The sequence below is a fragment of the Amycolatopsis sp. NPDC031561 genome, assembly GCF_055580625.1.
On the sequence record NZ_JBVILA010000022.1, the window covers coordinates 112,425 to 133,212 of the forward strand.

The window sequence follows — 20,788 nt, forward strand, 5'->3', positions numbered from 1 at the left end:
GCATCCGACGCGACGAAAGCGCCCTTCGCCGCGTGACATGCGGCCATGGGCCCCTTCACCCCGTTCTAGATGACCCCGGCCCGCACCGCGTAGGCGACGGCGTGCGGCCGGTTCTTCAGCTTCAGCCGTCCGGTGATGCCCTGGATGATGTGCTTCACGCTGCGCTCCGAGTAGCAGAGCTCGCCCGCGATCTCGACGGTGTCCTTGCCGTCGGCCATCAGGCGCAGGACGTCGATCTCCCGCGTGGTGAGCCCGGCGGTGTTGACGCCCATCGGGTCGAGCACCTCGCGTTGCAGCCGTTCGACGTGCTTGAGCAGTTCGCCGAGCAGGCTCGGCGGGAGCACCCCGCCGCCGGACGCCGCCGCGCGGACGGCGTGCGCGAGCCGCTCACCGGTAGTCGCCGAACGCGGCAGGACCGCCACCACCCGGCATTCGATCGCGGGGACCAGTTCCGCCTCGCTGATCTGGCTCACCACGAGCACCACCGGCTTGCCGTCCTCGGAGGCGAGCCGTCGCAACCACAGCACGATCTCGGGGGTGAGCCATTCGGCGGCGAACACCAGTACGTCGGTGTCGGCGCGCTGCTCCCAGTCCCGGATGTCGATCCCCTGCTGCGTGCCCAGCTGACTGGCCAGGCCCGCCGTGGTGATCGGATCGGGCGCGTGCACCGCCACGGTGATCTGTCGGGTTTCCGTGTCCACTCTGTCCCCTCCGCTTGATCCGCGGCCCCAGTCGGATGGGACACAGTCTGCGAAGGAGCTCTTCACGAACTCTCCACGAGTTCTCAACGAGGCGTGAAGAACTTCGTGGCCAGCTGAAACGCCTCCACGTACTTGGGAAGTTCGTCGAGGATCTCGCGGAGCCTGTCCTCGGGTCCCGTGTAGTCCGGGTCGGCGAGCAGGGCGTACCCGTAGGCCAGCGTCCGCCGGAGCTCGGCGACGCGCGCTTCGGCTTCGTCGGCGTCGAGCATCAGCCTGCCGTCGTGGGCGAGGCTGAGCAGGACATCACCGGCGAATCGCTCCTGATCCTGGCTCACCGACACAGCATGCACAGCCACGCATGCCAGGGAACAGGGCCGGAAGACAGTCTGCCCCCGAGAACGTCCGGCTTTGCCCAGTCGCCCCTCGGTTGTCCGGCCCCTGAAAACCACATGAACGGGCACTGACCTCGAGCCCGTTCACGGTGGTGAACCCCCTGAACCGGACCGCCCTGGCAAAACGCGAGAATGTCTCATGACCAGCGGACGAAACCCACACGCTGAGTGTCCGATTGATTGCGAAACCCACAACGGCCCCACTAGGATTTTCCCCGGGCGCGATGCCCTTTTCGGAAGTCGGACGCACAGGCGGCAGGTCATGGACGAGGTTCCCTCGCTGACGGTGCGGCTACTGGGCGGCGCCCCCGCCCGGCACGGCTCCGGCGAGATCGCCCTGGGTCCCGCTCAGCGGCAAGCGGTCTTCGCCGCGCTCGCCCTGCACGCCGGCCAGTTCGTCTCCCGCAAGGACATCATCGACGCCGTCTGGGGTGAACGGCCCCCGGACAGCGCCACCGGCATCGTCTACACCTACGTCTCCGCGCTGCGCCGCGCGCTGGAGCCCGTGGGCGAGCCGCTCGTCGCCACCCGCGCCGGTTACAGCCTCGACCTGCCGAGACAGCAGGTGGACGTCCACGTCTTCGAAGCCGAATTGGAACGGGCCCGCAGCTATCGGCTCGCGGGCGAGCACCACCGGGAGCTGGAGTCGCTGCGCTCCGCGCTCGCTCAGTGGCGGGGTTCCGCGCTGACCGGGATCCCCGGTCCCTTCGCCGAAACCCAGCGCGCCAGGCTGAACGAACTGCGCATGGGCGCCCTCGAACGCCAGGCCGAGGTCGCGCTGCACCTGGGCGGCTATCGCGAGCTCGTGGGTGAGCTGGCCGTGCTGGTCGAGCGCCATCCGTTGCACGAAGGCCTCCACCGCATGCTGGTCACCGCGTTGTTCCGGTCCGGAAGGCAGGCCGAAGCGCTGGCCGCGTTCGACAGCGCCCGCGAGGCGATCATCGAGCAGTCCGGGCTCGAACCCGGTCCGGAGCTGCTGGCCCTGCGACAGCGGGTCCTGGACGGCGACCCGTCGCTGCACCACCAGGACCAGCCGGAACGCCACCGGCCGACGCGGGCGCTGCCCGAACGGCCGTCCGCCTTCGTCGGCCGCGAGTTCGAACTGGGCCGGTTGCGCCGTCACCTGTCCGCGTTGCTGGACGAAGGCCGCGGCGGGACGGTGTGGCTGGACGGCGAGGCGGGCAGCGGCAAGAGCGCGCTCCTGGCGGAGGCCCTCGCCGCGGCGGGAAACCGGACACGCTGGGTCGAAGCCGACGAACTGACCAGCGCGGTCCCGCTGAGCCTCATCGCCGACTGCCTAGGCGGGGAGGCGCTCGACAATCTCACCAAAACGGTCAGCGACCTGTGCGAGGACGGGCCGCGGGTACTCGTCTTCGAGGATCTGCACTGGGCCGACGAGGACAGCCTGCTCGCCTGGCAGCGCCTGCACCGGCTCACCGCGCACCTGCCGCTGCTGCTGATCGGCTCCGCGCGCCCCCTCCCCCGCCGCCGCACGCTCGACGTCCTCCGCTCCCGGCTCGACGGCGAGATCGTCTCGCTGCCGCCGTTCGACGGCCCGGCCGTCGCCGCGCTCGCCGAGGAGACCCTGGCCAGGGATCCCGGTGAGGACTTCCTCGGGTTCGCCGCCGAGTACACCGCGGGCAACGCCGGTTACCTGTGCGAGCTGTTCACCGAATTCGCCGACGGCCACGACCTGGCAGCCGCGCCGCACAGTCGGATCACCGCCGTGGTGGAAGAGCATCTCGCCACGCTTTCCGTGGCGTGCAAGCGAACGCTGACTTCGGCCGCGCTGCTCGGCTCGTCGTTCACGGTCGCCGACCTGACCGGCGTCACCGGCCGCGAGCTGCGGGCGCTGATCGAAGCGGTCGAGGAGGCGCTCGCCGCGCGCGTGCTGGAAACCGAAGGGGACCGCCTGCGGTTCCGAGTCCCCCTGGTGCGTTCGGTGTTCGCCGCGAACACCCCGCCCGCCATCCGCGCCGTGCTGCACCAGGAGATCGCCGCGACCATGGTGGGCTCCGGCGCGCCCGCGGACCGCGTCGCCGAGCAACTGCTCCAGGTGGGCGACGAGCTGACGGCGCGGTGGATCCCGCAATGGCTGCTCGACAACGTCGGCCTGCTGTCCACCGGGCCCGCGGTCGAACTGCTCCACCTGCTTTCGCACCAGCGGAACCTCACCGAGGAGCAGCACCAGAGCCTGGCAGGCGAACTCGCCGCGCTTCTGCTGCCCGAAACGGGCACGGAGACGTCCTGGCCCACCGCGCGCACGAAAGGGGCCGCGCAGCCCTGGTGCGCTCCGCTGCACGCCCTCGCCCGCCCCGGTGTCCCGCCCCAGCGCGGGGTCGTTTGACCCACACCCGGGTGCGCAACCGAACCGCCACGCGGACGTCCTAAACTGCGGGGACCACGGTAGTGATCCGGCCACTTTCGGTGAGAACGAGAAATGGAGCCGGCGTGACGAACGGGCTGCGCGTCGAGCTGCTCGGGCCGCCCCGTGCCTGGCTCGCAGACGTCGAGCTGAAGCTCGGGCCCGCCCGCCAGCGCGCGGTTTTCGCCACCCTCGCGGCGCGGTGCGGCCAGTCCATTTCGCTCGGTGAACTGATCGCTGACGTCTGGGGCGGTTCGGCGCCCGCCAGCGCCACCGGCAGTGTCCACACCTACGTCTCGGGTCTGCGCGGGGCGATCCGCAAGGCGGGCGGCGCCGCGCACGAAGTGCTGCATTCGTCCGGATCGAGCTACGTGCTGCGGCTGGACCGCGAGGCGCTCGACGTCCACCTGGCCGAACGGGACGCCGCCGACGCCAGAAAAATGTTGCTGGCCCACGCGGATCAGCGTGGCGCGGCCGCGCGGCTCACCACCGCGCTCGGCCGCTGGCGCGGCGAGGCCTATTCCGGCGTACCGGGCCCGTTCGCCGAAGCCGAGCGCGTCCGGCTCGCCGAACTCCAGCTGACCGCCACCGAACTGCGGGCCACCGCGCTGCTCGGCCTCGGCGACCACCGTGAACTGGTGGCCGAGCTGACCGCGCTGGTCCAGCGGCACCCGTTGCGCGAGTCGCTGCACGAGACGCTCATGCGCGCGCTGCACGCCAGCGGGCGGCAGACCGAAGCGCTGACCGTCTACCGCGATGCCCGGCGCGTGCTCCGTGACGAACTCGGCGTCGAACCCGGCGCCCCGCTGCGTGAACTCCATCAGCGCATCCTTGACGGCACCGAAAAACCTGTCACCGGATCGAAACCGGTTCCGGTGCGCGTCGTGCCGCCGCCCGTGGCCAAGGCGATCGAACGCGGCGGCCAGGGGTATCTGCCCGGCCGGGCCCGTCAGGTCGAACGACTGGACGGGTTCGTCACCGACCTGCTCGCCGGGCGCGGCCGTCCGGTCTGGCTCGAAGGCGAACCGGGGATCGGCAAGTCGGAGCTGCTGATCGCCGGGCTGGCGGGCGCGGCGGCACGCGGCTGCCAGCTCGCCTGGACCGCGGCCGACGAGCTCCAGCAACGGTTCCCGCTGCAGGTGATCATGGAATGCCTCGGGGTGCACCACGGCGCCGCGGATCCGGCCAAGGCCAAACTGGCCGGTGAGCTGCACGCCGAGCCCGCGCACGGGAACTGGGGCCCCACCGACCCGATCCTGTCCACTGTGGACAAACTGCTGGCGCTGGTCGACGAGACCTGCGCGGCGGGCCCGCTGGTGCTGGTGATCGACGATCTCCACTGGGCCGACGAGGCCAGCGTGCTGCTGTGGCAGCGCCTCGCCGCCGCCACCCGCCAGCTGCCGCTGCTGCTGGTCGCCGCCACGCGCACCGGGCACGGCCGCCGGGACCTCGCCCAGCTGCGCCGCGGGATCGAGGCGAGGGACGGCGAGATCATGCCGGTCGAGGTGCTGACCGACGACGAGGTCACCGCCGTCTTCGAGGTGATCCTCGCGGCGAAACTGGGGCCGAGCCTGCGCCCGCTGGTCCGGCGCGCGGCCGGGAACCCGCTCTACGCCAGGGAAATCGCGCACGACCTGGTCCGCACCGGCTCGCTGCGGATCAAGGCGGGCGTGGCCGAGGTGACGCTGAACGGCACCGAGAACGCGCCGCGGTCACTGCTGGCGGCGGTGGGCCGCACGCTGGAATGCCTCGACCCGGCCACGACCGACATCCTGCGCACCGCCTCGCTGCTGGGCGCGGAGTTCGCGGTCGAAGACCTCGCCGCACTGGCGGGCAAGAGCCCGCTGGAGGTCCTGCGGGATCTCGAACCCGCCACCACCGCCGGGGTGATCGAGTACGCGGGCGACAAACTCGCCTTCCACCATCCGTTCCAGCGGCAGGCGCTCTACGGCGGCATCGCCGAACCGGTCCGCGCCGCGCTGCACCGGCGCGCCGCCGAGGCGCTCGCACGCGGTGGCGCGCCGATCAAACGGGTCGCCGAGCAGCTGGCGGCCGAGCCGGTGCCGGTCGACCCGTGGCTGGTCGGCTGGCTCACCGGCAACCACATCGCGGTGTCCAACCGCGCCCCGCACATCGCGGCCGACCTCCTCCGCGGCGCGCTCGACAGCACGGTGCCCACCCGCGAGCAACGGGAGACGCTGATCGCCGCGCTGGTCCGCGTGCTGTTCCGGCTCGAACAGGATCCGGAGGCCGAGGCGGAGCAGGCGGTGAAGACGGTCGGCGACAAGGCGGATCTGGCGCAGATGCGGCACGTCCTCGCCGCGCTGCGCTACCGCCGGGGCGACACCCCCGGCGCGATCGAGGCGCTCGCCGACACCGCGGACGACCCGTCGATGCCGGAACTGTGGCGGACCAGCACCCGCACCCTGCTCGCCAACTTCCGGCGCGGCACGCTCGACGATCTCGGCGAGACCGAACGGATCGCGCGGGGCCTGCACGCCGAGGCCGTCGAGGCGGGCGAACGGTATCCCGCCGCGCACGCGCAGCAGACGTTGTGGCTCGTGCATTCGATCCGCCGCGAGCACGACCGGGCGCTGACCGCGATCGACGCCGCGCTCGAGACCACCGGGGACGAAGCCGATCTGGCGACGCTGCGGTTCGACCTGCTCGACAACCGCCTCTTCACCCTGCAGAACCTCGACCGTCTCGACGAGGCCGACGCCACGCTGCACGCCGGGTACGAGACGGCGGCGCGGCACGGCCTGCCGACCGGCCCGCAGGTCTCGGCGGCCGTGCACTACTACTGGACCGGCCGCTGGGACGAAGCGCTCGCCGAACTGGACTCGGTCACCGAAGACGGCCCGGCGATCACCTTCTACGGCGTGCGCGAGCCAGGCGCCGCCGCCCTGCTGCTGCACGGGGTCGCCGCCCTCATCGCGGGCCACCGGAACGAACGCGTCTCCGTCCGCGCCCATCTGGAAGCGGCCGAGGCACACTCGCCGTCGAACTCCTCCGAACGCGAAAGCTGCGACTTCTACCTCGCCGCCCAGGCGATGGCCGCCGAGCAGCGCGACCGGCTCGACGACGCGCTGCGGCTGTTCGCACCGGTGCTGCGCCCCGACTACGCCCAGATGATGCTGCGCCACCAATGGCTCCCCGACGTCGTCCGGATCGCGCTCGCGGCCGGGAACGACGACCTCGCAAGGGAAGCGCTCGCCGTCTGCGCCGAGGAAGCGAGCCAGGAGACCGTGCCCGCCAGGGCCGCGGCGGCCGCCGCGCGGTGCCGCGCGCTGATCGACGGCGATCCCGAAGGCGTGCTGGCCGCGGCCGATCACTATCGCGAGGTCCGCCGCCCGATCGAACTCGCGGCCTCGCTGGAGGACGCCGCCGAACTGCTCGGCCGCAACGGTTATCTCGAAGCCGCCACCCAAGCGCTCACCGAGGCGTGCGAGGTACTCGGGCAGGTCGGCGCGGGCTGGAACATCCGCCGGGCGGAAAACAGGCTGCGCCGCCACGGCGTGCTGAGCCGTGCCGAGCAGGGTCCCCGCCACGCCGGGGCGCTGTCGCCGCTGGAACTGCGGGTCGCGCGGCTGGTGGCGGCGAAACTGTCCAATCCGGAGATCGCCGCGGAACTGAGCCTGCCGAGGCGGACGGTGCAGTCGCTGGTGTCCCGGGTGCTGACCAAACTGCACGCCGATTCCCGGCTGACCGTCGGCGATCAGTTGCCGAGACGGCTCGCGTGAGCCGTCTCTTCGGGCAGCGCCGTTGTCCCAACGGACGGCACGCGCTGCCACCGCCGGATCACCACGACATAATTCGCCTGCAGTCCGTGAATCGCGCACGACCGAGGAGAGCCATGACCCGCCTGCTGGCCGGATTGGCGGCCGTCGCGCTGCTGCTCACCGGCTGTTCGGGAAAGCCGGCGGAATCCGGCGGACCGATCAAGCTGACCGTCGCCACCTTCGGCGAATTCGGCTACGAGAAGCTCTTCGACGAGTACGAGAAGGCGCATCCGGGGATCACGGTCGAGGGCCGGGTCGCCGACTTCGAGACGCACCACCGTCAGCTCGCCACCGGCCTCGGCGCCGGACGCGGCAGCGCGGACGTGGTGGCGATCGAGGAGCAGTACCTCCCCAAGTTCCGCCAGTCCACGGACAAGTTCACCGATCTGTCCGAATTCGGCGCGCAGGGCCTCCGCGCGAACTGGCCAGGCTGGAAATGGGACCAGGGCACCGCGAACGACGGGAAGTTCGTGATGGGCCTCGGCACCGACATGGGTAGCCTCGCCCTCTGCTACCGCCGCGATCTGTTCGCGAACGCCGGTCTGCCGACCGACCGCGACCAGGTGGCCGCGCTGTGGCCGACCTGGGAGAAGTTCGCCGAAACCGGCGAGAAGTTCAGCTCGAGGGCGCCGGACGTCAAGTTCGCCGACTCGGCGGGCACCATCTACACGGCGATGCTCAACCAGGCTCAGGAGAACTACTTCGCCAAGGACGACACGTTCGTCGGCGACACGAACCCGAACGTACGCAAGGCCTTCGACCTGGCGGGCGGGATGGCGCTGAAGAAGGAGACGGCCGCCGTCACCACCTTCACCCAGCCGTGGACGGTGGCGATCAAGCAGAGCCGGTTCGCCGCCATCACCTGCCCCGCCTGGATGCTCACCCAGATCGAGGAGGCGGGCGGCCCGGAACTCGCGGGCAAATGGGACGTCACCTCGGTTCCCGGCAAGGCGGGCAACTGGGGCGGGTCGTTCCTGACCGTTCCGAAACAGGGCGAGCACCGCAAGGAGGCCTACGACCTCGCCGTCTGGCTCACCTCGCCGGAACAGCAGAAGCGGATCTTCCTGGAAAGCGGCCTGCTGCCGAGCGCGCTGGGCGCCTACCAGGACGGCGCCGTGCTTTCCCACACCAGCAAGTACTTCAGCGACGCCCCGGTCGGCAAGATCTTCGCCGCGTCCGCCGAAGCCCTGCGCCCGAACTATCGCGGGCTGCGCGACGGTGAGGTGCGGCCCGTGTACGGGCACGCGCTCGGCCGGGTCGAAGAGGGAAGGCAGACGCTCGATCAGGCCTGGACCCAGGCCGCGACCGAAGGCCGCGCCGCGGCCGCCAAATGAGCGGGGACGGCGTGACACGCGGGTTTCCGGCCGGGTTCCGCTGGGGAACGGCCACGGCGGCGTACCAGATCGAGGGCTCGACGACCGCCGACGGCCGCGGACCGTCCATTTGGGACACCTTCACCGCGCGACCGGGCCTGGTGCTCGACGGCGCCACCGGCGACCCGGCGTGCGACCACTACCGGCGCTATCGCGAGGACGTCGGCCTGCTGAGCGAACTCGGCGTGCCGTACTACCGCTTCTCGGTCGCGTGGTCGCGGGTCATGCCGGACGGCCGCACGGTCGAACCGCGCGGGCTCGCCTTCTACGATCGCCTTGTCGACACGTTGCTGGAGCACGGGATCACCCCGATGGTCACGCTCTACCACTGGGATCTGCCGCAGGCGTTGCAGGAGGAAGGCGGCTGGCCCAACCGCGATGTCGCGAGCCTCTTCGCCGACTACACCCTGACCGTCCACAAGGCACTCGGCGACCGCGTCCGGCAATGGACCACGATCAACGAGCCGTTCTGCGCCGCCTTCATCGGCTACGGCAACGGCGACCACGCGCCGGGCATCCAGGACGAGGGCGCCGCGCTGGTGGCGGGGCACAACCTGATGCTCGCGCACGGGCTGGCAGCGCAGGCGTTGCGCGCGGGCGGCGGCGAGCAGGAAGTGTCCATCGTGCTCAACTTCGCGCCGGTGCTGACCGATGTGGACGACGCCGAGCACCGTGAGGCCGCGCGCAAATTCGACTTCCTGCACAACAGGTTCTTCCTCGACCCGCTGCTCGGCCGCGGCTATCCGCCCGAACTGCTGGCGGATCTGGAGCATCTCGGCACGCTCGAAGCGGCGATCGCGGACGGCGATCTGGAGCTCGTCGCGCAGCCGCTCGACGTCCTGGGCGTCAACTACTACGCGCCGGCCCGCGCGGTCCCGCTCGCCGACCCCGAGGCCGACAGCAACTGCCCGTTGCCCGGCCTGCGCGGGATGGACGTCACCCCACCACGCGGCGACCTGACTTCGCTCGGCTGGGAGCAGCGACCGGAGTCGTTCACCGATCTGCTGCTGTGGCTGCGTGACCACTGCCCCGGCCTGCCGCTCGTGATCGCCGAGAACGGGGCCGCCTTCGAGGACGAGGTCGTGGACGGTCGCGTGCACGACGCGAAACGCGTGCGGTACTTCGCCGAGCACCTCGCCGCCGTCCACGACGCGATCGAACGCGGCGCCGACATCCGCGGCTACATGGCCTGGTCGCTGCTGGACAATTTCGAATGGGCCATGGGGTACACGCAGCGGTTCGGCCTCGTGCACGTCGACTTCGGCACCCAGGAGCGGACGCTCAAGGACAGCGCCCGGTTCTACGCGGACGTGGTGGCGCGCAACGGGCTCGAGGGAGTCGTGAGCGACCCAGGTGAGGGTGTGTGGAAATAGGGACGTTGAGTGTCCCTATTTCCACACACCTCACCGTGTCCGGCTGCCCTGCCGTCATGATCGGACCGGTCAGGCGGGACCGTGTGGATTGCTGGTCGTCCAACGCACCAAAATCCACACGGTTTCGAGCGGGTCGAGGCGCTACGGAAGGGCTACCTGGAAAGCTCCCGGCGTGCTCGACGTAGCACGGCTGATCGTGACCGGTCCGGTCACAGCTCCTCGAAGGTTTATGAACGGGACTTTCATTGCAAATTTTGCAATGAAAGTCCCGTTCATAACACCCGGGGGTTGTGAATGCCGTCCGAAGTCAGTACCGAGCGCCGCGACCTGACCCGAGTGTCATGAAAGGGTCTTTCAGGACGAAATATGTCCTGAAAGACCCTTTCATGACATATCGACGAGCCGAGGGTTGCGTCAACCCCGTAGCGCGCCGCGCATGACGCCGTCGACCACCTTCCTGGCCAGCAGGATGAACAGCACGATGACCGGCAGGACACCGAGCGTGGCCGCGGTGAGCATCAGCGAGTAGTCGGTGAAGTAGCCGCTGGCCAGCCGCGACAGTGCCACCTGGACCGTCGGGTGCGCGTTGGGATCGAGCACGATCAAGGGCCAGAAGAAGTCGTTCCACGCGGTCATGAACGTCAGCATCGCGAGTACGGCGGCCTGGGGGCGGATGGCGGGCATGGCGACGCTCCAGAACAGCCGCGCCGTCGAGCAGCCGTCGACACGGCCGGCGTCAAGCAGTTCGCCCGGGATCGCTTCTTCGCACGCCTGCCGCATCCAGAACACGCTGAAGGCGCCGACCAGGCCGGGCACGATCACCGCCTCCAGCCGCCCGTACCAGCCGAGTTCGCCGACCACCAGGTAGAGCGGGATGACCCCGAGCTGTGCGGGCACCATGGCGGTGCCGATGACGACCAGGAACAGCGAGTCGCGGCCGGGGAACCGCAGGCGCGCGAAGGCGAATCCGGCCATGCTGGAGAGCAGCACGTTCGAGACGGTCACCGTTCCGGCGACGATCAGCGAGTTCTGCATCGCCAGCCAGAAGTCGACCGTCTCGAAGACCTTGCCCACGTTCTCGATCAGGTTGCCGCCGGGCAGCAGCGGCGGGGTGGTCTCGCCGAGGGCGGAATTGTCCTTGGAGGACACCACGAACGACCAGTACAGCGGGAAGATCGAGGCGATGCCGACGGCGAGCAGCAGCCCGTAGACGACGAACCCGGTCCGTTCCCTGGCCGCCACGCCTCACTCACCGCCCCGGATCCGGCGCACGAGCGAGAAGTTGACCAGCGCGAAGCCCGCCGAGAACAGGAAGAGCAGCCACGCGATGGCCGCCGCGTATCCGGCGTCGAACTCGCCGAACCCCTTCTCGTACAAGTACATGGCGAGAGTCTGGAACTGCCGGTCGGCGCCGCCGGTCCCGTTGGTTCCGGTGTCGTCGAACAACTGAGGTTCGGCGAACAGCTGCAGCCCGCCGATGGTCGACACGACGACGGTGAAGGCGATGGTCGGCCGGATCGCGGGCACGGTGATCGACCAGAACGTCCGCCAGCGCGAGGCGCCGTCGAGCATGGCGGCGTCGTAGCGCTCCTGCGGCACGGACTGCATGGCCGCGAGGTAGAGCAGCGCGTTGTAGCCGGTCCAGCGCCACATCACCATCACGCTCACCGCGACATGCGAGGCGAACCGGTCCGACCGCCAGTCCACCGGGTCCAGACCGACCAGGCCCAGCGCCCAGTTGACGACGCCGTAGTCCTCGGCGAAGAGCTGGCTGAACACCAGCGCCACCGCGACCACCGAGACGACGTTGGGCAACAGCACACTGGCCCGCCACAGGGTCCGCGCGCGCAACGGGCGGTCGAGCAGCGCGGCGAGCCCGAGCGCGGCGAGCAGCTGGGGGACGGTGGAGAGGAAGAAGATGCTGACCGTGTTGAAGAGCGCGTTGTAGAAGTGCGGATCCTGGAGCAGGACGGCGAAGTTGCCGAGCCCGGCGAACCCGGTGTCGCCGTTGATCAGATGCCAGTGGTGCACCGCCACCCAGGCGGTGTAGAGCAGGGGGAAGAGGCCGAAAACGCCGAACAGGACGTAGAACGGCGCTGTCATCAGGTATCCGGCGAGCCGCTCGCCCGTTCGCCTCAAACGGTGATCACCTTGACGCCGGTCTGGGTGATCTCGTCGGCGATCCGGGGATCGACGCCGGCGTCGGTGATCAGGGTGTCGACGTCCCCGAGGTCACCGAACCGGGCGAAGTGGTCGTTGCCGATCTTGGTGTGATCGGCCAGCAGCACCGTCCGCCGCGCGGACGCGATGGCCGCGCGCTTGACCATCGCCTCGGCGGTGTCCGGCGTGGTGAGCCCTCGTTCGACGGAAAGGCCGTTGGCGCCGATGAAGGCGACGTCGACGTAGGTGTCCTTGAGGGTGTCGAGAGCCCAGCTGTCGACCGAGGCCATAGTGTGGCCTCGGAGTCTTCCGCCGACCAGCATCAGCGTGATGCCGGGCCGGTTGGCGAGGGCGCAGGCGTTGGGCAGGGACGGGGTGACCACGGTCAGTTCGCGGTCGGCGGGGATGAGGCCCGCCAAGCGTCCCACGGTGGTGCCCGCGTCCAGCAGGATCGCGCCCTCGGCGGGGATCTCGTCCAGCGCGGCGGCGGCGATGCGGTCCTTTTCCGCTGTCATCACCGTGTCGCGGGCGTCGAGGCCGGGCTCGATGCCCAGCCGCTCGACCGGGATCGCGCCGCCGTGCACCCGGCGCAGCACCCCGCTGCGCTCCAACGCCGTCAAGTCACGGCGGACCGTCTCGCTGGTGATCTCGAAAGCGGCCGCGAGTGTCGCCACGTCGACGCGGCCGTCCTGCCGGGCTTGCTTGAGAATGGCGCGTTGCCGCTCCTCGGCGTACAACGGTCACCTCCTGCCCTGGCGGATGAGCGGTCATGGCGACAATAGTTGCTTTCTCACCGGTCCGACAACGGAACCCCTCGGTAACCGGGCGCTCTCCGCAGCGCACTGTCCATTGAGGACACAACGCCGGGTGGAGTTTCCTGCGGTGTTGCCCGAATCGACGGCTGGTTTGCCCGTTCGGACCGACCGAACGGCGGATTTACAACGTTGTATCAACGATGTAAATCTGGTCGCACCGGGCCAGGAAAGGGGAAACCCCATGTCAGTCCCCCGCCGCAACTTCCTCAAAGCCACCCTCGCGACAGGCCTTGTCGTCGGCGTCGGCACGCAAGCCACAGCCACGGCCGAAGCAGCGGCCGCCACGCCCTATGTGGCGAACCGCGCGCCGCTGCTGCCCGCTCCCCTGGTCCGGCTCCCGCCCGGCTCGGCGAAGGCAGGCGGCTGGCTGGCCACCCAGCTCCGCAAGCAGCTCGACGGCCTCAACGGCCGCTACCAGGAGGTCTCGCATTACCTCGCGTTCGACAAGACCGGCTGGACGCGGCCCGAGCTGAGAGGCTGGGAGGAGGTGCCGTACTGGCTGCGCGGTTACGGCGACCTCGGCTACGTCACCGGCGACGCCCGCGTGCTGGCCGACACGCGCCGCTGGATCGACGCGATCCTCGCCACCCAGGCCCCGGACGGGTTCTTCGGGCCGTCCGAGCTGCGCACCCGGCAGTCGGGCCACGCGGACCTCTGGCCGCACATGCCGATGCTGCACGCGCTGCGCTCGTACGAGGAGTACACAAAGGACGCCCGGGTCGTCCCGTTCCTCAGCCGCTACTTCCGTTTCATGGCGGCACAACCGGTGTCCGTGTACACCGACGGCTGGGGCAACACCCGCTGGGCCGACACGATCGACGTCGTCTACTGGCTCTACAATCGCACCGGCGAGCCGTTCCTGCTGGATCTCGTCCGCACCATCCACCGCCACTCGGCGAACTGGGTGGACAACCTGCCCACCGCGCACAACGTCAACATCACCCAGGGTTTCCGCGAACCGGGCCAGTTCTGGGTCCTCTCCGGCGATCCGGCGCATCGCGCGAGCGCGTACGCGAACTACGACCGGATCCAGGGCCGCTACGGCCAGTTCCCCGGCGGCGGTTTCGCCGGTGACGAGAACGTCCGGCCCGGCTACGACGATCCCCGGCAGGGCTTCGAAACCTGCGGGATCGTCGAGTACATGATGAGCCACGAGATCCTCGCCAGGACGACCGGCGATCCCGTCTGGGCCGACCGCGTCGAGGAGCTCGCTTTCAATCTGCTTCCCGCCGCGCTGGATCCGGCCGGGCGAGGCGTGCACTACGTGACCTCGGCGAACGGGATCCAGCTCGATCGGCAGCCGAAGACGTTGAGCCAGTTCGACAACGACTTCACCATGCAGGCGTACGAACCGGGGATCGACAACTACCGGTGCTGCCCGCACAACTACGGGATGGGCTGGCCGTACTACGTCGAAGAGATGTGGCAGGCGACGGCGGGCGGAGGTCTCTGCGCGATGCTGTACGGCGCGTCCGCGGTGACCGCGAAAGTCGCCGGCGGCACTCCGGTGACCATCACGCAGACGACCGGCTATCCGTTCTCCGACACCATCACGTTCACCTTCTCGCTGCCGAAGCCGACGGATTTCCCTTTCCAGGTCAGGATTCCCGGCTGGTGCCCGGCACCGGCGCTGTCGGTGAACGGCGGCACGGTCGCCGTGAGCGGCGGTCCGCGGTACGAAACCGTCCGCCGGGTCTGGCGGACCGGCGACCGCGTCACCCTGCGGCTGCCGATGACCACCCGCACACGGGTCTGGGCCCGCAACCACGGTTCCGTCTCGGTCGACCGCGGGCCGCTGACGTTCTCCCTCGCGATCCAGGAGAACTGGAGCCGGGTCGCGGGCGACGACCAATGGCCCGTCCACGAGGTCCGGCCCGGCTCCGCGTGGAACTACGGCCTGGTGCCGCAGGCCGCGTTCACGGTCGTCACGACGGGCGGGAACCCGCTCGACCCGTTCACCCCGGCGAACAGCCCGGTCCGGCTCACCACCGACGCCCAGCGCATCGACGCGTGGCAGGCGAGCGAGCAGAACGTGATCGACGAACTCGCCGACAGCCCGGTCGCCGTGACCACACCGGTCCAGCGCGTCACCCTGATCCCGATGGGCGCCGCGCGACTGCGGGTGACGTCGTTCCCGCGGACCGGTGGATCACGGCCGTGGCGGACCGGCTGGACCCGGATCGAGAACCGCAACTCCGGCAAGCTCCTCGGCGTGGACCGGATGTCCACGGCGGACTCGGCGCAGGTCGTGCAGTTCCACGACAACGGCACCGCGGACCATCTGTGGCGCACCATCGACAACGGCGATGGCTGGTTCCGCGTCAAGAACCGCAACTCCGGCAAAGTCCTGGGCGTGGACCAGATGTCCACGGCGAACTCGGCGCGGGTCGTCCAATTCGACGACAACGGCACCGCCGACCACCTCTGGCGGTTCCTGGACAACGGGGACGGGTGGTTCCGACTCCAGAACCGCAATTCGAGCAAGGTCCTCGGCGTGGACCTCATGTCCACGGCGGACTCGGCGATCGTCGTGCAGTTCGACGACAACGGGACCGCGGACCACCTGTGGCGCCTGCTGGACTAGGCGCTTTCGCGACACCAGGTACCGGCGCCCTGGTCACCCCGGAAGTACGTGAGGCGCCAGGGTCTCGGCAAAGTCGGCCATCCGCACGTGTCAGGTTTCGAGGGCTTCCAGCGGGCTGGTTGTCGCCCGGTGGGGTGCGACTGTCCACAAGGGACTGAAGGATGGTCCTGATGCCTGATTCAGGCGCTTTGCGCGGTTTCACGCGAGGGTCGTGAGTGTCAAGAAGCGTTAGAACGACCTTTACCGCTCACGACCTCCCCGCAAACCGCTCAAATCGGGCAGATATGCGCCGAGACTGTCCTCTGTGGACATCCGAGGAGCGTGTCAGGCCACGGGCTACGAGCCCACTCCCTCACCCCTGCGACCAGCGGATAGCCGACTTTGCCGGAACCCTGACGTCTAGCCGAGGGAAGGGGGCCTTCACACGCAGTTGCTATGACTGCGGGCGTGGGTGAAAGTGGCGACCGTGGCGATCACGACAGTGGTGAAGGCCCCCATCACTATTGTCAAGGTTAGGCAAGGGGCCCTTCACAGCCCGCCCCCGTGAACGACCGCAGCCAGAAGCCGGTAGGCGACCAAGATACCCTTGGCCCTGACCCGAATCGCCACTCACGACCCTAGTTCTTCGGCAGGCTCCTGCTCGCCGCTTCCGCGATCTTCTGCACGATGAGCGGCTGGCCGTCCGGGGATTTCACCGTGGGATTGACCGAGTAGGCCACCACCCTGGCAAGGTCCTGGGTGGCGAAGATCCCGCTCGCGTAGCCGTACCGGCTGCCGGTCTTTCCCCAGACGGTGAGCCCGTTCAGGGTCAGCTTCATCAAGCCCTGGCTGTAGCTCGCCCGGCCGTTGCCGTCGGCCATGGGCACGTCCGGCACGGCGAACAGGCGCGGCATCACCGAGGGACCGAGCAGCCGGCCCCCGAACAGACCGGTGATGAACTTGTCGAGGTCCCCGGCCGTGGAGACGATCGCGCCGGCGGCGCCGGGGATGGACTGGTTCATCTCGGTGACGTCGACCAGTTCCCCGTCCACGTCGAGATAACCGCGCGCGGCCGGGTTCGGCAGACGCGGGTCGTCCTCCGGGTAGAAGGTCTCCCAAAGGCCGAGCGGCACGGTGATGCGATCGCGCAGATTGCGGGCGTAGGACTGTCCCGTCACCTTCTCGACGAGCATTCCCGCCGTGACGTAAGCGGTGTTCGTGTACTTCTGGGCCGTACCGGGCTGGAAGTCGATCGGATGGCGCAGCGCGGTGTCCACCACCTCGCGCGGGCTCCAGTGCTCGTAGCGATGCGCGAGGATCCACTCCGGCTCGTAGAGACCGGGGATGTCCACCGACGGCAACCCGGAGGTGTGGTCGAGCAGGGTGCGCACCGGCACCGGCGGATAGCCCGCCGGGAGCAGCCCGGGGAGATACCGCTGAACCGGCTGTTCGAGGTCGATCCTGTTCTCCTGCGCCAGCTGGAGCACCATGACGGCGGTGTAGACCTTGGTGGTGCTGCCGATCCGGAAGAACCCGTCCGGCCGGACCGGGGCATGCGTGCGAACGTCGGACTCCCCCGAGGTGCCGGACCACGCACCGGACCGGCCGGTGACCCGGACCAGCGCACCCGTCGTGTCCTTGTCCGGCAGACCCGCGATCGCCGCCGACAACGCGGCGGGATCGGGCTTTCCGAGGCAGGGTGTCGCGGCGGCCGGCACCGAGGTGAGGACCGCCGCGACGACGGCGACTGCTGTGACAACTGGAAGTTTCATGTCACAGATGATGTCCGCGTGAGACGCCGGGGACATCAGGGAGATGCCTGATCTTCGAAGATCAGGGTCACTCCACGGTGACCGACTTCGCGAGGTTCCGCGGCTTGTCGATGTCGTGGCCGAGGATCAGCGCGGCGTGGTAGGCCAGCAACTGCAGCGGGATCGTGAGCAGGATCGGGTCGAGTTCCGGCTCCGAACGCGGGACGACGAACCGCGGCACGTCGAGGTCGCCGAAGTCGACGTCGTCGTGCGTGATCGCCAGGACCGGACCCTTGCGGGCCTTGATCTGCTGCATCGCGGCGAGGTTGCGGTCGGCGAGGTCGTCGAACGGCACGATCGCGACCGTGGGCAGCGACTCGTCGATCAGCGCGAGCGGGCCGTGCTTGAGTTCCGAGGTCTGGTAGGCCTCCGCGTGCCGGTACGAGATCTCCTTGAACTTCTGCGCGCCTTCCCGTGCCACCGGGAAACCCCGGACGCGGCCGATGAAGAACAGGCTCCGCGCGTCCGCGCAGGTCTTGGCGTGCTCGGCGATCTGCGACTCCGCCTCCACAATGGACGCGACCTGCTTCGGCAGGGCTCGGATGGCGGCCACGATCCGCTGTCCGTCCGCATTGGACAGATCGCGGACCCGGCCCAGCGCCAGCGCGATCATCGCGAAACCGACGGCCATGTTGGTGAGCGCCTTCGTCGAAGCGACGGCGATTTCCGGCCCCGCGTGCAGGTACAGGCCGCCCTCGCAGGCCCGCGCGATCGTCGAGCCGACGACGTTGACCAGACCGATCACCCGGCCGCCCTTGCGCTTGACCTCTTCGACGGCGAAGGCGGTGTCCGCGGTTTCGCCGGACTGGCTGACCGCGATGTAGAGGGTGTCGGCCTCGATGATGGGGTTGCGATAGCGGAACTCGGACGCGGCCTCCGCGTCGGCCGGGACCCGCGCCAGGTCCTCGATCATGGTCGCGCCGATCTGCCCGGCGTAGTACGCCGAGCCGCAACCGAGGATCTTCACCCTGGCGAAACCGCGCAGGTCACGGGGAGTCAGGTTCAGACCGTCCAAACGGGACACTCCGAAGCGGTCGTCCAGGCGGCCCCGGATCATGCGCTCCAGGCATTCCGACTGCTCCTGGATCTCCTTGTACATGTAGTGCCGGTGACCGCCGAGGTCGAGGTCGTCCGCCTTGATGTCGATCGCCGTCGCGGCCTTGCCGGTGTCGCTCTCGTCGACGGTGAAGGTGCGGTAGCCCGTCGCCGAGACACTGGCGAACTCGCCGTCGTCGAGGTGCACCACCTGCGAGGTGTGCCGGACCAGCGCGGACAGGTCGCTGGCCACGAACATCTCCCGGTCGCCGACTCCGATGATCAGCGGCGAACCGTTCCGCGCGACCACGACGCGGTCGGGGTGCTCGGTGTCGGTCACGGCGATCGCGTAGGTACCGGTGACCCGGGAAACGGCCTCGACGACGGCGTCTTCGAGGGTTTTCGCACCCGACCTCGCGATGAGGTGGGCGAGCACTTCGGTGTCGGTCTCGGAGGTCAGCGTCACCCCGGCCTGGCCGAGCTGCTCGCGCAGGCTGTCGGCGTTGTCGATGATCCCGTTGTGCACCACGGAGATCCGCCCGTCCTCGGAGACGTGCGGATGGGCGTTCGCCTCGGTCGCCGGGCCGTGCGTCGCCCACCTCGTGTGCCCGATGCCGACCTTGCCCGCGAGCCGCTTGGGCAGGGCCGCCGTCAGGTTCCGCACCCGCCCCACGATCCGGTGCACCTGCGCGCCTTTACCGCCCAGGACGGAGATCCCGGCCGAGTCGTAGCCGCGGTATTCCAGCCGCGTGAGCCCCTCGATCAGGATCGGGGCGGCGTTCTGACCGCCGATGTAGCCGACGATTCCGCACATGACGAGTCAACCTCACAAAGAAAACGGACGAATGGCACGCGAGACCGGGCGTGCTCCGTCAGCCGTAGACGATGCGGCGCAGTTGCCGCTCGGACAGTTCGGGAGGCGCGACGAGCCGCGCGCCCAGTTCCCCGGCGATGAGGGGGAAGATCTCGGGATTCTTCCTGCCTTCGCCCTGCAACTGAGCGTGCCGCGACCGGACGTACTGCTCGACCGGCTGCCGGTAGAACGCCAGGACGTCCTCGACGACACGGGCGGCGATGGCCGTCGACAGACCCGTCGACAGGGCCACCTGCTCGACGATGTCCGCGTCCTCCACACCCCCATCATGCACAGCGGGGTCCCGAAACGCCAGTTCTTGCCCGAAATCGGGCAAAAACTGGCTAATTGGCCCGCTCGTAGTCGCAATTGGCCGTCGCACGCCGGTGCAACCTGGGTGGCCGGATGTCATGAAAGGGGCTTTCAGGACGAAATTTGTCCTGAAAGCCCCTTTCATGACACAGGGGAAGTGGTCAGCGGTCAGCGGTCCCGGATCGCCGCCACGAGCCCGGTGACGAGGTTCGCCCGCTCCACCATCGACTCGACCAGCAGGTACTCGTGATCAGCGTGCGCGCCGCCGCCGACGGCGCCCAGCCCGTCGAGGGTCGGGACGCCGATCGCGGCCGTGAGGTTGCCGTCGCTCCCGCCGCCGACGGCGACCCCGGCGACACCGGGCAGCAGCCGTTCCGCCACGGCGAAGAGCTCCGCGGCGGCCGACTCGGGCATCGGCGGCCGGTGGATCCCGCCTCGTACCAGGATTTCCGCCCCGTCGAGACGCGGGGTCAGCGCGGCGAACCCCGCTTCGACGCGCTCCTTCTCCTCGGAGGACTCGACGCGGACGTCGACCACGACGGTCGCGGAGGCGGGAACGACGTTGCTCGCGGTTCCCGCCGAAGCGACGGTGGGGGTGACGCTCGTCCCGGCCGCCTGCCTGCCGAGCGCGGCGATGGCCAGCACCTGATGCGCGGCTTCGGTCAGCGCGTTCACCCCGGCTTCGGGTTCGAGACCGGCGTGCGACGCCCGGCCGGTGATGACGACCTCGAACTTGCCGCATCCCTTGCGCCCGATCTTGAGGCCGCCGCCGTCGGCCGCCCCTTCGAACACGAGCACCGAGCCGCACGCGCGGGCGCGTTCCTCGATGAGCGCGCGGGATTCGTGCGAGCCCGTTTCTTCGTCAGCCGTCACCAGGATCTCGACACCGGTCAGATCGTCGAGTGCCGCCAGGCCGTGGATCGCCTGCACCAGCCCGCCGAGCATGTCGAACACCCCGGGGCCGGTCACCCTGCCTCCGGTCACCGCGAACGGGCGGCGGGCCAGCGTGCCGATCGGGAACACGGTGTCGTGGTGCCCCAGGATCAGCACACGGGGCTCACCACCTCCGGACCACCGGACGTGGGGCCCGGCCGCGCTCTCCGTCAGGGTCGCCGTACCGCCGAGGCGGCTCTCGAGGAGGGCGGCGACGGCCTCGGCCGAGGCCGTCAAAGCCTTGAGGTCCCCCGAAGGCGACTCGATTTCGACGAGTGTCCTGAGGTCTTCGATCATCGCGTCGGCAGTCATCCGAACAC

At 69.5% G+C, this 20,788-nt stretch carries 14 protein-coding genes; 5 read left to right on the forward strand and 9 right to left on the reverse strand.

Features of this window, described 5'->3' with window-relative positions:
* Positions 1–65 precede the first annotated feature (65 nt).
* Positions 66–701: a helix-turn-helix transcriptional regulator gene (locus ACZ5IK_RS33525; RefSeq protein ID WP_101608961.1), complete on the reverse strand. Its 636-nt coding sequence runs from the start codon at positions 699–701 to the stop codon at positions 66–68.
* Between the two features lie 83 nt (positions 702–784).
* Positions 785–1,036 (reverse strand): hypothetical protein, encoded by a 252-nt coding sequence (locus tag ACZ5IK_RS33530; RefSeq protein WP_101613313.1) that lies wholly within the window; start codon positions 1,034–1,036, stop codon positions 785–787.
* Positions 1,037–1,355: 319 nt separating this feature from the next.
* On the opposite strand from ACZ5IK_RS33530, the gene ACZ5IK_RS33535 reads away from it, so the two are divergent.
* From ACZ5IK_RS33535 to ACZ5IK_RS33550, 4 genes are all read left to right on the forward strand, one after another.
* A complete protein-coding gene (locus ACZ5IK_RS33535) occupies positions 1,356–3,440 on the forward strand; it encodes a BTAD domain-containing putative transcriptional regulator (RefSeq protein ID WP_465491385.1) in 2,085 nt (694 codons plus the stop codon).
* A gap of 104 nt (positions 3,441–3,544) precedes the next feature.
* Complete coding sequence (locus tag ACZ5IK_RS33540) at positions 3,545–7,201, forward strand: BTAD domain-containing putative transcriptional regulator (protein WP_465491386.1); 3,657 nt, start codon at positions 3,545–3,547, stop codon at positions 7,199–7,201.
* A 113-nt stretch (positions 7,202–7,314) separates the two neighbouring features.
* The gene (locus ACZ5IK_RS33545; protein ID WP_465491387.1) at positions 7,315–8,574 is read left to right on the forward strand and encodes an ABC transporter substrate-binding protein; all 1,260 of its coding nucleotides are present in this window, start codon (positions 7,315–7,317) and stop codon (positions 8,572–8,574) included.
* 11 nt (positions 8,575–8,585) lie between these two features.
* A complete protein-coding gene (locus ACZ5IK_RS33550; protein ID WP_465491388.1) occupies positions 8,586–9,986 on the forward strand; it encodes a GH1 family beta-glucosidase in 1,401 nt (466 codons plus the stop codon).
* A gap of 414 nt (positions 9,987–10,400) precedes the next feature.
* Here the strand turns inward: ACZ5IK_RS33550 and ACZ5IK_RS33555 are convergent, their stop codons facing one another.
* Genes ACZ5IK_RS33555 through ACZ5IK_RS33565 form a run of 3 tightly spaced genes read right to left on the reverse strand, consistent with a single transcriptional unit; the run spans position 10,401 to position 12,883 of the window.
* Entirely contained in the window at positions 10,401–11,228 is an 828-nt protein-coding gene (locus ACZ5IK_RS33555) for a carbohydrate ABC transporter permease (RefSeq protein ID WP_410599335.1), read from the reverse strand.
* Positions 11,229–11,231: 3 nt separating this feature from the next.
* Positions 11,232–12,125 carry a carbohydrate ABC transporter permease gene (locus ACZ5IK_RS33560; RefSeq protein ID WP_465491389.1) on the reverse strand — a complete coding sequence of 298 codons (894 nt, stop codon included), beginning with the start codon at positions 12,123–12,125 and terminating at the stop codon, positions 11,232–11,234.
* The gene (locus tag ACZ5IK_RS33565; protein ID WP_465491390.1) at positions 12,122–12,883 is read right to left on the reverse strand and encodes a DeoR/GlpR family DNA-binding transcription regulator; all 762 of its coding nucleotides are present in this window, start codon (positions 12,881–12,883) and stop codon (positions 12,122–12,124) included. Before ACZ5IK_RS33565 ends, ACZ5IK_RS33560 begins: the two co-directional genes overlap by 4 nt.
* A 259-nt stretch (positions 12,884–13,142) precedes the next feature.
* Here ACZ5IK_RS33565 and ACZ5IK_RS33570 point away from each other — a divergent pair, with 259 nt between their 5' ends.
* Positions 13,143–15,545, forward strand: coding sequence for a beta-L-arabinofuranosidase domain-containing protein (locus ACZ5IK_RS33570; protein ID WP_465491391.1), 2,403 nt, complete (start codon positions 13,143–13,145; stop codon positions 15,543–15,545).
* Positions 15,546–16,162: 617 nt separating this feature from the next.
* On the opposite strand, the gene ACZ5IK_RS33575 is transcribed toward ACZ5IK_RS33570, so the two are convergent.
* The 4 genes from ACZ5IK_RS33575 to ACZ5IK_RS33590 form a co-directional block, all read right to left on the reverse strand.
* Entirely contained in the window at positions 16,163–17,296 is a 1,134-nt protein-coding gene (locus ACZ5IK_RS33575; RefSeq protein WP_465491392.1) for a serine hydrolase domain-containing protein, read from the reverse strand.
* A gap of 67 nt (positions 17,297–17,363) precedes the next feature.
* A complete protein-coding gene (glmS, locus tag ACZ5IK_RS33580; protein WP_410599339.1) occupies positions 17,364–19,184 on the reverse strand; it encodes a glutamine--fructose-6-phosphate transaminase (isomerizing) in 1,821 nt (606 codons plus the stop codon).
* A 58-nt stretch (positions 19,185–19,242) separates the two neighbouring features.
* Positions 19,243–19,503, reverse strand: a complete 261-nt coding sequence (locus ACZ5IK_RS33585) for a hypothetical protein (RefSeq protein ID WP_101608972.1) — start codon at positions 19,501–19,503, stop codon at positions 19,243–19,245.
* Positions 19,504–19,703: 200 nt separating this feature from the next.
* Positions 19,704–20,780: a M20 family metallopeptidase gene (locus tag ACZ5IK_RS33590; RefSeq protein WP_465491393.1), complete on the reverse strand. Its 1,077-nt coding sequence runs from the start codon at positions 20,778–20,780 to the stop codon at positions 19,704–19,706.
* Between the last annotated feature and the right edge of the window lie 8 nt (positions 20,781–20,788).

Excerpts from the sequence above, each read along its gene's own strand:
- ACZ5IK_RS33575 (WP_465491392.1), bottom strand. The coding sequence starts at position 17,296 with ATGAAACTTCCAGTTGTCACAGCAGTCGCCGTCGTCGCGGCGGTCCTC.
- glmS (WP_410599339.1), bottom strand. The coding sequence starts at position 19,184 with ATGTGCGGAATCGTCGGCTACATCGGCGGTCAGAACGCCGCCCCGATC.
- ACZ5IK_RS33570 (WP_465491391.1), top strand. The coding sequence starts at position 13,143 with ATGTCAGTCCCCCGCCGCAACTTCCTCAAAGCCACCCTCGCGACAGGC.
- ACZ5IK_RS33590 (WP_465491393.1), bottom strand. The coding sequence starts at position 20,780 with ATGACTGCCGACGCGATGATCGAAGACCTCAGGACACTCGTCGAAATC.
- ACZ5IK_RS33545 (WP_465491387.1), top strand. The coding sequence starts at position 7,315 with ATGACCCGCCTGCTGGCCGGATTGGCGGCCGTCGCGCTGCTGCTCACC.
- ACZ5IK_RS33535 (WP_465491385.1), top strand. The coding sequence starts at position 1,356 with ATGGACGAGGTTCCCTCGCTGACGGTGCGGCTACTGGGCGGCGCCCCC.